The organism is Methylobacterium sp. B1, from assembly GCF_000333255.1.
Classification (GTDB): domain Bacteria; phylum Pseudomonadota; class Alphaproteobacteria; order Rhizobiales; family Beijerinckiaceae; genus Methylobacterium; species Methylobacterium fujisawaense.
On the sequence record NZ_BACT01000084.1, the window covers coordinates 1 to 12,113 of the forward strand.

Annotated in this window: 9 protein-coding genes and 1 pseudogene; 6 read left to right on the plus strand and 4 right to left on the minus strand. The window is 70.7% G+C overall.

The window, feature by feature from the left end:
- Positions 1-140: 140 nt before the first annotated feature.
- The 3 genes and pseudogenes from I53_RS02400 to I53_RS02410 all read right to left on the minus strand — a co-directional run.
- Positions 141-1,310, minus strand: a pseudogene (locus I53_RS02400) (aldehyde dehydrogenase (NADP(+))); the annotation flags it as partial.
- A 61-nt stretch (positions 1,311-1,371) separates the two neighbouring features.
- Positions 1,372-3,042 (minus strand): thiamine pyrophosphate-binding protein, encoded by a 1,671-nt coding sequence (locus I53_RS02405; protein WP_043346231.1) that lies wholly within the window; start codon positions 3,040-3,042, stop codon positions 1,372-1,374.
- A 129-nt stretch (positions 3,043-3,171) separates the two neighbouring features.
- The gene (locus I53_RS02410) at positions 3,172-3,873 is read right to left on the minus strand and encodes a GntR family transcriptional regulator (protein ID WP_043346233.1); all 702 of its coding nucleotides are present in this window, start codon (positions 3,871-3,873) and stop codon (positions 3,172-3,174) included.
- A 192-nt stretch (positions 3,874-4,065) separates the two neighbouring features.
- Here I53_RS02410 and I53_RS02415 point away from each other — a divergent pair, with 192 nt between their 5' ends.
- From I53_RS02415 to I53_RS02440, 6 genes are all read left to right on the plus strand, one after another.
- The gene (locus tag I53_RS02415) at positions 4,066-4,785 is read left to right on the plus strand and encodes a ribonuclease activity regulator RraA (protein ID WP_043346235.1); all 720 of its coding nucleotides are present in this window, start codon (positions 4,066-4,068) and stop codon (positions 4,783-4,785) included.
- 81 nt (positions 4,786-4,866) lie between these two features.
- Entirely contained in the window at positions 4,867-6,225 is a 1,359-nt protein-coding gene (locus I53_RS02420) for an MFS transporter (RefSeq protein ID WP_051044628.1), read from the plus strand.
- A gap of 16 nt (positions 6,226-6,241) precedes the next feature.
- The gene (gene araD, locus I53_RS02425; protein ID WP_043346237.1) at positions 6,242-7,972 is read left to right on the plus strand and encodes an L-arabinonate dehydratase; all 1,731 of its coding nucleotides are present in this window, start codon (positions 6,242-6,244) and stop codon (positions 7,970-7,972) included.
- A 51-nt stretch (positions 7,973-8,023) separates the two neighbouring features.
- A complete protein-coding gene (locus I53_RS02430) occupies positions 8,024-9,028 on the plus strand; it encodes an SMP-30/gluconolactonase/LRE family protein (RefSeq protein WP_244447769.1) in 1,005 nt (334 codons plus the stop codon).
- Positions 9,029-9,230: 202 nt separating this feature from the next.
- A complete protein-coding gene (locus tag I53_RS02435) occupies positions 9,231-9,518 on the plus strand; it encodes a DUF6516 family protein (RefSeq protein ID WP_043346246.1) in 288 nt (95 codons plus the stop codon).
- The gene (locus tag I53_RS02440; protein WP_043346238.1) at positions 9,515-9,859 is read left to right on the plus strand and encodes a transcriptional regulator; all 345 of its coding nucleotides are present in this window, start codon (positions 9,515-9,517) and stop codon (positions 9,857-9,859) included. Before I53_RS02435 ends, I53_RS02440 begins: the two co-directional genes overlap by 4 nt.
- A gap of 227 nt (positions 9,860-10,086) precedes the next feature.
- Here I53_RS02440 and I53_RS02445 read toward each other — a convergent pair.
- Positions 10,087-12,113, minus strand: a 2,027-nt coding sequence (locus tag I53_RS02445; protein ID WP_043346240.1) for a vitamin B12 dependent-methionine synthase activation domain-containing protein, incomplete at its 5' end; no start/stop codon positions are given.

Here is a 12,113-nt window from a genome sequence, read left to right on the forward strand (position 1 = left end):
TCTCACCTCGCGCCGGCGCCCGGCCACACGCCGGGGCACGTGGCGGTCTGGCTCCACTGCGGACCGGAGGCCGGGGCGTTCACGGGCGACATCATTCATCACCCCGTCCAGGTGTTCCATCCCGAATGGAGCTGCATGGGCTGCATCGACCCGGCCGCCAGGAACACGTCCGAGTCCGTGGCGAACAGGCTGGCCCGGCCCTGGGTCACCCCGCCCTCCGCACCCTCGGCGATGCGGGTGACGGCGGCGTGCCCGGCCACCCGCGCGACGGCCTCCCGGTAGGCACGCTGGATGCCGGGCGTCAGCATGGTCGCGGCGGGGCTGTCGCGCAGGGCCGCGCCGGCCGCTTCCAGGAAGGCGTCGAGGCCCGGGCCGGGCAGCGCCAGGATCAGGCCCGGATTGGTGCAGAACTGTCCGGCACCCAGCGTCAGCGACGCCGCGAAGGCTTGGCCGATCTCGGCGCCCCGCGCGGCCAGCGCGCCCGGGAACAGCAACACCGGATTGATGCTGCTCATCTCGGCATAGACTGGGATCGGCACCGGGCGTGCGGCCGCGATCGCCATCAGGGCCGTGCCGCCCCGACGGGAGCCCGTGAAGCCCACGGCGGCGATCCGGGGATCGGCCACCAGCCCCTGCCCGATCGACTGGCCGGCATCGAACAGCAGTGAGAAGGTCCCCTCGGGCAGGCCGCAGGACGCCACCGCCTTCTGGATGGCGCGGCCGACCAGTTCCGAGGTGCCGGGATGGGCCGGGTGCGCCTTGACCACCACCGGGCAGCCCGCCGCCAGGGCCGAGGCGGTGTCGCCGCCCGCCACCGAGAAGGCGAGCGGGAAGTTCGAGGCGCCGAACACCGCCACCGGGCCGACGGCGATCCGGCGCAGGCGCAGGTCCGGCCGGGGCAGCGGCTTGCGGTCCGGCAGGGCCGGATCGATCCGCACTGCGACGGAACTGCCCTCGCGGACCACGTCGGCGAACAGGCGCAGCTGGCCCACCGTCCGGGCGCGCTCGCCCTCGATCCGCGGCCGGGGCAACCCCGTCTCTTCCATGCAGCGGGTGACGAGGGCGTCGCCGGTCTCCAGGATGTTGGCGGCGATCGCCTCCAGGAAGCCGGCCCGCGTCTCCGGATCGGTCTCCCGGTAGGTGTCGAAGGCGGCCTCCGCCAGGGCGCAGGCCCGGTCGAGATCGCCGAGGCTCGCGCCGGGGAAATCCGGCTCCAGGGATTCGCCGGTGGCCGCCGCGACGGCCCGGACGGCCGCCTCGGTGCCGCGCCGTGCCTCGGCGCCGATCAGGTTCTCGCCGCGCAGGGTCATGAGCTGCTCCTCTTCGTAGGGGTGCGGGCGGGCCGCACCGGGACGGACGCGTGACGGGCGGTCAGCCCCGCTGCGCCGCCAGGGCCTTCTCGCGGATGGCCGCGAGGGTCATGGTCGGGGTGAGCGCCTCGGGATCGACGCGGCAATGGATCATCGCCGGCAGGCCGGAGGCGAGGCTGCGCTCGAAGGCGGGCGCGAAGTCCGCGGTGCATTCCACGCGCTCGCCATGGCCGCCGCAGGCGCGGGCGAGCGCCGCGAAGTCGGGGTTGCGCAGCTCGGTCGCCGAGACGCGGCCGGGATATTCGCGTTCCTGGTGCATCCGGATCGTGCCGTACATGCCGTTGTCGAGCACGACCACCACGACGGCGATCCCGTACTGCACGGCGGTGGCGAATTCCTGAACGGTCATCATCACGTCGCCGTCGCCCGCGAGCGCCACGACGATCCGCTCCGGGCGGCTGCGCTTCGCCATCACGGCGGCGGGCAGGCCGTAGCCCATGGAGCCCGAGGTCGGCGCGAGCTGCGTGCCGAAGGCGCGGAACCGGTAGTAGCGGTGGACCCAGGTGGCGAAATTGCCGGCGCCGTTGCAGATCACCGCGTCCCGCGGCAGCCGCTCCCGCAGCCACGTGATCGCTTCCCCGTACTGGAACGCGCCGGGCTTCGGCTCCGGCGTCTCGGACCACGCGCGGTAGGCGGCATGGGCCTCGGCGGCGCGACCGCTCCCGGTCGGCGTGAAATCCGGCAGGGCGGCGCAGAAGGTCTCGGGCGCCGCCTCGATCGCCAGCACCGGCTGATAGACCCGCCCGAGCTCCGCCGCGTCGGCATGGACGTGGACCAGGGGCAACCCGGGATTGGGGATGCCGAGGAGGCCGTAGGATTGCGCCGGCATCTCGGACAGGCGTCCGCCCACCATCAGCAGCAGGTCGGCCTCCCGGATCCGGGCCAGCAGCGCCGGGTTCGGCCCGATCCCGAGCTCGCCCGCGAAGTTCGGATGGTCGGCGGGAAAGAGCTGCGCCCGCCGGAACGAGACCGCCACCGGCAGGTCGTGGCGCGCGGCCCAGGCGGCCAGGGTGGCGACGGCGCCCTGCGTCCAGCGGGAGCCGCCGAGCAGCACCATCGGCCGCTGCGCCTCCGCCAGCATCGCCCGCAGACGCTCCACATCGTCCCCGGACGGGGCCGGGGCGGCCGGGACGACGCGCGGCGCGTCGGACACCGCCACGACGTCGTCGAGCATGTCTTCCGGCAGGGCCACCACGACGGGACCGGGACGGCCCTGCATCGCCACCCGGAACGCCCGGGCGAGGATCTCCGGAATGCGCGCCGCGTCGTCGATCTCCACCGTCCATTTGGCGAGCCCGCCGAACATCTGCCGGTAATCGACCTCCTGGAAGGCCTCGCGGTCCCGCATCCGCCGGGCGATCTGGCCGACGAACAGGATCATCGGCGTCGAATCCTGGCGGGCGATGTGCACGCCAGCGGAGGCGTTGGTGGCGCCCGGCCCCCGGGTGACGAAGCAGATGCCGGGGCGGCCGGTGAGCTTGCCCGCGGCCTCGGCCATGATCGCCGCGCCGCCCTCCTGCCGGCAGACCAGCACGTCGATGCCGCTGTCGCGCAGGGCGTCGAGCACCGCGAGGTAGCTCTCCCCGGGGACGCAGGTCACGCGCTCGACGCTCTGGGCGCGGAGCTGGTCGACGAGCACCTGCGCGCCGGTGCGTGGGGGCAATCCGCTCAAGCCGTTCCTCCCTGGCCCTCGGGCCGCATCCGGGGCGTTCCGCCGGGATCGGCCATCGTTCCGCCCGCCGCTGGGATGCCGCTGATATCCCAGTTTCAGGATAGGGGCGGGTTCGGGGCGGTCAACCTGTCAGACCAGGGGCCGCCGGTCGAGGGCCCGGCGGGTCATCCGGTCGAGAAAGTCGAACAGCGTTCCGATCCCGGCCAGGGCCGCCGCTTCGTCCCGCGCCGCGATGCCGGACAGGATCGCCCCGTGGATCCCGGCGCAATCCAGGAAGCTGGCGGTGGGCTCGTAGGTGTACCAGAACCGACGGGACTGGGCGTGGAGCGCCGCCATGGTGCCGGTGAGCGTCGCGTTGTAGGCCGCGCCGACGAGGGCCTCGTGCAGGCCGCGCTTGGTCCGGAAATAGGCCTCCCGATCGCGGGCCTCGGCGGCGCTGCGCAATCCGGCTGCCCGGTCCAGCAAGTGTGCCATGTCCTCCGCCGTGCCGCGCGCGATGACGCAGCGGGCCACGGTCTCGTCGAGGGGCCGCCGCACCTCCAGCAATTCGAGATGCTTGATGACGTCCACCTGGGTGACGAGAACGCCACGCCGCGGATGGACCTCCACGAACCCGATCGTCTTGAGCCGTGCCAGAGCCTCGCGGACCGGCGTCCGGCCGAGGCCCAGCTCCGCGCCGAGTTCGCCCTCCGAGACCATGGCGCCCGGGGCGAGACGGCGGCTGATGATCATCTGCTCGATGGCGTCATAGGCGGTCTCGGCGAGGGAGCGCGGCCTGCGCCCATCCTCCGGCGGCACCTGTCCGCCGCCCGCAAATCCCAATCCGGCCAAGGGCTTCCCCGTCGATGTCGGATCCTGTCTGTCGCAACCCGTGCCGGTTGACAATGGCGCCGCGCACCGTGCTACTCAAGATCTGGGATATCAGTCCGCGTTCAGCGCGGGCGGGAGCCAAGGCCGGCGCAAGCGACATGTGATTGTCACCGTTCGCGGGTGCCGAGACCGAGGCCCAGGGAGGAGGAGCGGATGTCCGGGATGTCCCCTGAGACGCGCGCCAAGCTGAAGACCGTCAGCACGGCGACGCTGATGACCGCCCTCTACAAGCGCGGCTTCCGCAACCAGATGATCCAGGGCGTGCGGCCCCTGAAGGCCGGCGGCCCGACGATGGTCGGCGAGGCCTACACCCTGCGCTACATCCCGGCCCGGGAGGACCTGAACCCCATCACGGTGTTCCGGGATCGCGCGCATCCGCAGCGCAAGGCCGTGGAGGAGTGCCCGCCCGGCGCCGTGATGGTGATCGACAGCCGCAAGGACGCCCGGGCGGCCTCCGCCGGCTCGATCCTGGCCACCCGGCTGATGGTGCGCGGCTGCGCCGGGCTCGTCACCGACGGCGGATTTCGCGATGCCGACGAGATCGCCCGGCTGGAGATGCCGAGCTATCACGCGCGCCCGTCGGCGCCGACGAACCTCACCCTCCATCAGGCGATCGACATCAACGTGCCGATCGGCTGCGGCGACGCGCCCGTCTTCCCCGGGGACGTGATCGTCGGCGACGGCGACGGGGTGGCGGTGATCCCGGCCCATCTCGCCGACGCCGTCGCCGACGAGGCCGTCGAGATGACCGCCTACGAGGACTTCGTCACCGAGGAGGTTCGCAAGGGCCGCACAATCCTCGGCCTCTACCCTGCCACCGACGAACAGAGCCTCGCCGATTTCGCCGCCTGGCGGAAGCGGACCGGCCGCTGAGCGTGCCGGACCGGCCCGCTCCAGCCCGGCCCGCGATCGGCAACGGGCCGGAACGCGTCGGATTCGACTCGGGGGGACGCCATGGCGGCGGGGTTGCGCGGGGGCGCTGCGGCGCCGGAGATCGAGCGGCGGACGGTCGCCAAGGTGTCGTGGCGACTCCTGCCGCTGATCGTCCTGATCTACTTCGTCGCCTACATGGACCGGACGAATGTGGGCTTCGCCGCGTTCGGCCTGAAGCGGGACTTCGGGTTCTCCGCCACGCTCTACGGCTGGGCTGCCGGCATCTTCTTCCTCGGTTACGTCCTCTTCGAGATTCCGAGCAACGTCCTTCTGGAGCGCGCCGGGGCGCGGCTCTGGATCGCCCGGATCATGGTCACCTGGGGACTGGTGGCGGGCAGCATGGTCCTCATCACCGGCCCGGTGAGCTTTCTGGCCCTGCGTTTCCTGCTGGGCGTGGCCGAGGCCGGCTTCTTCCCCGGCGTGATCCTCTACTTCACCTTCTGGTTCCCGAAGCGGTACCGGGCCCGCGTGGTCGCCGCCCTGTTCCTGGCGGTGCCGGGCTCGAATGCCCTCACGGCGGTGATCTCGGGGGCGCTGCTCCAGCTCGACGGCGTGCTGGGCCTGCACGGCTGGCAGTGGCTGTTCCTCCTGGAGGCCGCGCCCTCGATCCTGCTGGCCTGCGCGGTTCTGGCGCTGATGACGGACCGGCCCGAACAGGCGGCTTGGCTCGCGGCCGAGGAGCGGTGCTGGCTGAGGGACGAACTCGCGGCGGAGCGTGCGGGCACGCTCAGGGCTCACGGGCATCTCACCCTCAAACAGGCCCTCACCGACCGGCGGGTGCTCGCCCTCGGGGCGATCTACTTCACCATCGGCACCGCCACCTACGGCATCACCTTCTTCATGCCGCCGATCCTGAAGAGCCTGCATCTCACCGACTGGGAGACGGGCGTCGCCACGGCGGTACCCTACGTCGTGGGGACCCTGGGCATGGTCGCCTGGAGCTGGTCGTCGGACCGGCGCAACGAGCGGCGCTGGCACTTCGTGATCGCCGCGCTGGTCGCCGCCCTCGGCCTCGTCGCCTCCGGCCCCCTGCTCGGCAGCCTCTGGGCGCTGACGGCGATGTCAGTGGCGACGATCGGGCTCTACGGCAGCAAGCCCGCCTTCTGGGCGATGCCGGGGGAGTTCCTGTCCGGGCCCGCGGCGGCCGGGGGGATCGCCCTGATCAACGCGATCGGCAATCTCGGCGGCTTCGTCGGTCCCTACGTCCTGGGCTGGCTCAAGGATTACACCGGCAGCTACGAGGCGGGACTTTATTTCCTGGCCGCTTGCGCGCTCGCCTCGGCGGCGATCACGGTCGTCTCTGTCCGGTCAGGCCGGGTGGAGGCGGACCCGCGCGATGGGACCGGCGGCGCGTTCCGCCCCGCCGGCCCGAGCCCCTGAGACCGGAGACAGAGCGATGACCGCGCGCAAGAAGGACCTGGGCGACCTGCGCAGCCAGCGCTGGTTCGGCGCCACCGACCTGCGCAGCTTCGGCCATCGCTCGCGCATGCTGCAGATGGGCTATGAGCGGGCGGATTTCAGCAACAAGCCCATCGTCGGCATCATCAACACCTGGAGCGACATCAATCCCTGCCACCTGCATTTCCGCGAGCGCGTGGAGCAGGTGAAGCGCGGCGTCTGGCAGGCGGGGGGCTTCCCGATCGAATTGCCGGCGCTGTCGCTGTCCGAGAATTTCGTCAAGCCGACCACGATGCTCTACCGCAACCTCCTGGCCATGGAGGTGGAGGAGCTGCTGCGCCAGCATCCGGTGGACGGGGCGGTGCTGATGGGCGGCTGCGACAAGACCACGCCCGGCACCGTGATGGGCGGCATCTCCATGAACCTGCCGATGATCTTCCTCCCGGCGGGGCCGATGATGCGCGGGCATTTCGGGGGCAAGATCCTCGGCTCCGGCTCGGATGTCTGGAAGTACTGGGCCGAGAAGGAGGCCGGCACCATCACCACGCAGGAGTGGAACGACATGGAGGCGGGCATCGCCCGCTCCGCCGGCACCTGCATGACTATGGGCACGGCCTCGACCATGACGGCGATCACCGAGGCGCTGGGCCTGTCCCTGCCGGGCGCGGCCTCGATCCCGGCGGCCGACGCCGACCATCCCCGCATGGCGAGCGCCTGCGGCCGGCGCATCGTGGACATGATCTGGGAGGACCTGAAGCCCTCCGACATCCTCGACCGGCGCTCCATCGACAACGCGCTCGTCGTCCACAACGCGCTGGCCGGCTCCACCAACGCGATGATCCACCTCGTGGCCATGGCGGGCCGGGCCGGCATCCCGGTCAAGCTCACCGCGTTCGACGAGGTCGCCCAGAAAGTCCCGGTGATCGCCAACCTCCGGCCCTCGGGGCAGTGGCTGATGGAGGATTTCCACATCGCGGGCGGAATCCGGGCGCTGATGGCGCGGCTCTCCCCCCTCCTCCACCTCGACGCTCGCTCGGTCACCGGCGGCACGATCGGCGACGGGCTCGCCGGCGCGAAGGTCTTCAACGACGACGTGATCCGCCCCCTCGACAAGCCCATCGTGTCGATGGGCGGGACCGCGATCCTCTACGGCAACCTCGCGCCGGACGGCTGCGTGATCAAGCCGCCCGCCGCCGACCCGCGGCTCCTGCAGCATACCGGCCCCGCGCTGGTCTTCGACAGCTACGACGCGATGAGCGCGGCGGTGAACGACCTCGACCTCGACGTCACCCCCGACCACGTCATGATCCTGCGCAATGCCGGCCCGATCGGCGGGCCCGGCATGCCGGAATGGGGCATGCTGCCGATCCCCAAGGTCCTGCTCCGCCAGGGCGTGCGCGACATGGTCCGCATCTCGGACGCGCGGATGAGCGGGACGAGCTACGGCGCCTGCATCCTGCACGTGGCGCCGGAATCGGCCGCGGGCGGCCCGCTCGCCGCCGTGCGCGACGGCGACCTGATCAGCGTGGACGTGGCCGCCCGCCGGATCCACCTGCACCTGGACGATGCCGGGATCGCCGCGCGGGTGAAGGCCTTCGTGCCGCCCGACCGGGCCTATCCGCGGGGCTACAACCGCCTGTTCGCCCAGCACGTGCGGCAGGCCCACGAGGGCTGCGATTTCGACTTTCTGGAGGGCGCCGGGGGGATTCCGGAACCCGAGATTCACTGACCGGCCCGAGCCGTCGGCAACAGGCGGCGGGCCCGATCACAGGGAGGACACATGGTGATGATCGCACGCAGGGGCCTGCTCGCCGGAGCGGCCCTGCTCGGCGCCGCGCGGGCGGCCGGGGCCGGCTGGGAGCCGTCGCAGCGGGTGCCGGACCCGGCCGTCGAGATCCTCGATCCGGCCTTCGCCAAGTACCGCCTCGCCTCGGCGACGGTGGAGCGGGTCGCCACGGGCTTCCGCTGGGCCGAGGGGCCGGTCTGGTTCGGCGATAGGGGCGCGCTGCTGTTCAGCGACGTGGTCAACGATCGGATCATGAAGTGGGAGGAGGCGTCGGGTTCGCTGTCGGAATTCCGCAGGCCGTCGAACTATGCCAACGGCAACACCCGCGACCGGCAGGGGCGGCTGATCACCTGCCAGCACAGGACCCGCAGCGTCACCCGGACCGAGCATGACGGGACCATCACCACGCTGATGGACCGGTTCGACGGCAAGCCGCTGAATTCGCCCAACGACGTGGTCTGCCATGCCGACGGCGCGGTCTGGTTCACCGATCCCGCCTTCGGGCCGAACCCCCACGAGGCGATGGCGGCCCCGGAACTGCCGGGCAACGTCTACCGGATCGACCCGGCGACCGGGCAGGCCAGCGTCGTGGTCGAGGGTGTGGCCGGGCCGAACGGCCTGTGCTTCGCGCCGGACGGGACGAAGCTGTACCTGATCGAGGCCCGGGCCAAGCCCAACCGCCTGATCCGCGTCTACGACGTGGTCGAGAACGGCACGAAGACCGCCAACGGCCGCGTGTTCTACGACGCCGGCACCGGCACGCCGGACGGCTTCCGCGCCGATGTCGACGGCAATCTCTGGTGCGGCTGGGGGATGAGCGAGGCCGAGGACGGCGTCATCGTGCTCACACCGCAGGGTAAGCTGATCGGTCGGATTCGCTTGCCCGAACGCTGCGCCAACCTGTGCTTCGGCGGCCTGAACCGCAACCTGCTGCTGATGACGGCGACGCACTCGGTCTACGCGCTCTACGTGAATACCCGGGGCGCTGGGACCTGCTGAGGCCGCATCATACGGCGAACCGCTCCGCGATGACTTGCGGGGCGGATCCCGGGTTCCATTTCCGTTTTCGTTGCACGCGGCCCGGTGAGGGCCAGCGGAATCTCAGGCGGGACCCAGAGGCGGCAGGCACGCTGTCGACTCGACTCCCCGACGTGTGTTGGTTCTCTTGCCAACAGCCGTCGCCACCGGCATTTTCGCTGACGTGAAGGCCGAACTCCTGCTCAAGGAGCGAATCGCAATCATCCCTGGGCGGTCGTTCGCAGAGCTGGTGGTCTGGCGCGTGCCGACGCCTGTCCGCGAGAGCAGCCACGCCTTCAAGTACCGGCTCGCCCTCGTCGTCGATGGTGCATGCGTGCTTCGCTATGACAACGAAGCCGGCAAGGGCGACCACAGGCACGTCGGCGAGGCGGAGATCGCCTATCGCTTTACCACCCCCGAGGCCCTGCTGGCCGATTTCTGGGCCGATGTCGAACCCTGGAGGGAGTCATGAGAACCGTGACCATCGGCGTCTCTTCGGTCGAGGAGGCTAGTGCCCGCGTACTGGAGGCTTTCCGGGGCGAGAAGCGCGGCGCGTTCATCTCTTTCCCCAGCGTCGAGGGCTTGTGGACCGTCCTGACGCCCCGTCGCTGGGCGCTGATCCGAGCGCTCGCGGGCCAGGAGCCCATGTCGCTGCGCGCCGTGGCGCGGTTGCTGGACCGGGACGTGAAGAACATCCACGCCGACGTGCACGCGCTCCTGAATGCCGGCATCCTGGATCGTACGGACGACGAGCGCATCGTCTTTCCCTACGACGCCGTGCACGTCGACTTCACGATCGGGAAGGCGGCCTGAGGACTCTTCCATCCCAGGCTCGCATTCGGCTGGCGGCGCAGGCGCCCGGGACAGGGGTTCCGTTTCATCCGAAACGCCGCTTCCCCGGACAGGATGCGCTGTTCACACATCTCCGGTGGACATTGCCGCTGATCGGGGAGCGCGATCAACTCCCTCTCCCGTTCGGGAGAGGGACCCGCGCTCCGACCTAAGACCGTATGGCCTCGTGGTGCGTCGAGCCCCCGCCCCTACTCCGCCGCCTGCGCCAAGTACCGCGCCGGATCGTAGTTCAGGATCGGCCCGAGCCAGCGCTCGACCTCGCGGACATCCATGCCCTTGCGGACGGCGTAATCCTCGACCTGATCCCGCTCCACCTTGGCGACGCCGAAATAATGCGCCTCCGGGTGGGCGATGTAGATCCCCGACACCGACGAGCCCGGCCACATGGCGTAGGATTCGGTGAGCTTCACGCCGATCCGGCTCTCGGCCCGCAGCAGGTCGAACAGGGTCGTCTTCTCGGTGTGGTCGGGCTGGGCCGGGTAGCCGGGAGCCGGGCGGATGCCGTCGTATTTCTCCAGCACCAGCTCCTCGGGGGCGTAGGCCTCCTCCGTCGCGTAGCCCCAGAACTCCTTGCGCACCCGCTCGTGCATCCGCTCGGCGAAGGCCTCGGCGATGCGGTCGGCGAGCGCCTTGACCAGGATCGCCCGGTAATCGTCGTTGGCCCGCTCGAAGCGCTCGGCGATCCGCACTTCCTCCAGGCCGGCCGTCACCACGAAGCCACCGACATAGTCGGCGATGCCGGTCTCGGAAGGCGCCACGAAGTCCGACAGGCAGGTGTTGGCGCGCCCGTCGCGCTTCGAGAGCTGCTGGCGCAGGCCGTGGAAGGTGGCGAGCCGCTCCGACCGGCTCTCGCCGGTGTAGAGCGCGATGTCGTCGCCGACGCTGTTGGCCGGCCAGAAGCCGATCACCGCCTTCGGGTTGAACCAGCGCTCCTCAACGATCTGCTTCAGCATCGCCTGCGCGTCCTCGTAGAGGGCGCGGGCGGCCGGTCCCTGCTCGGGATCGTCCAGGATCGCCGGAAAGCGGCCCTTGAACTCGTAGGTCTGCAGGAACGGCGTCCAGTCGATGTAGGGCACGAGGTCGGCGACCTCGTAGGAGCCGTAGACCAGGGTGCCGGTGAAGGTCGGCTTGGCCGGCTTGTAGCCCGACCAGTCGACCTTGAAGGCGTTGGCCCGCGCCTTGGCCAGCGGCAGCCGCTGCTTGTCGACCTCCGAGCGCTTATGGGCGTCGGCGACCTTGGCGTACTCGGCCCGGACCTTCTCGATCGTGGGCCCACGGGTCTCCTTGGAGATCAGGCTCGACACCACGCCGACCGCCCGGCTCGCGTCGGTGACGTAGACGGCCTGCCCCTTGGCGTAGGCCGGGTGGATCTTCACCGCCGTGTGGACGCGGCTCGTGGTGGCGCCGCCGATCAGCAGCGGCACGTCCATGCCCTCGCGCTCCATCTCGCCCGCCACGTGGACCATCTCGTCGAGCGACGGGGTGATCAGGCCGGACAGGCCGACGATGTCGACCTGCTCGCGCTTGGCGGTCTCCAGGATCTTGGCGGCCGGCACCATCACGCCGAGATCGATGATCTCGTAGTTGTTGCAGGCCAGCACGACGCCGACGATGTTCTTGCCGATGTCGTGGACGTCGCCCTTCACGGTGGCCATCAGCACCTTGCCGGCGGCCTGGCGCTTGCCGTCGCCGCCATTGGCGAGCTTCTCGGCCTCCATGTAGGGCTCGAGATAGGCCACCGCCTGCTTCATCACCCGGGCGGACTTCACCACCTGCGGCAGGAACATCTTGCCCGCGCCGAACAGGTCGCCGACCACGTTCATGCCGGCCATCAGCGGGCCCTCGATGACGTGGAGCGGCCGCTCCACGCCCTGGCGGGCCTCCTCGGTGTCGGCCAGGATGTACTCGGTGATGCCGTTGACCAGGGCGTGCTCGATGCGCTTGCCGACCGGCGCCTCGCGCCAGGTCAGGTCGGCGGTCTTCGCCTGCGCCGAGGCGCCGGTCTTGAACCGCTCGGCGGCCTCCAGCAGGCGCTCGGTGGAATCGTCGCGCCGGTTGAGGACCACGTCCTCGCAGAGCTCGCGGAGCTCCGCCGGGATCTCGTCGTAGACGGCGAGCTGGCCGGCATTGACGATGCCCATGTCCATGCCCGCCTGGATGCAGTGGAACAGGAACACCGCGTGCATCGCCTCGCGCACCGGCTCGTTGCCGCGGA

Coding starts and splice junctions, on each gene's coding strand:
- I53_RS02415 (WP_043346235.1), top strand. CDS start 4,066: ATGTCCGGGATGTCCCCTGAGACGCGCGCCAAGCTGAAGACCGTCAGC.
- I53_RS02420 (WP_051044628.1), top strand. CDS start 4,867: ATGGCGGCGGGGTTGCGCGGGGGCGCTGCGGCGCCGGAGATCGAGCGG.
- I53_RS02430 (WP_244447769.1), top strand. CDS start 8,024: ATGGTGATGATCGCACGCAGGGGCCTGCTCGCCGGAGCGGCCCTGCTC.
- I53_RS02440 (WP_043346238.1), top strand. CDS start 9,515: ATGAGAACCGTGACCATCGGCGTCTCTTCGGTCGAGGAGGCTAGTGCC.
- araD (WP_043346237.1), top strand. CDS start 6,242: ATGACCGCGCGCAAGAAGGACCTGGGCGACCTGCGCAGCCAGCGCTGG.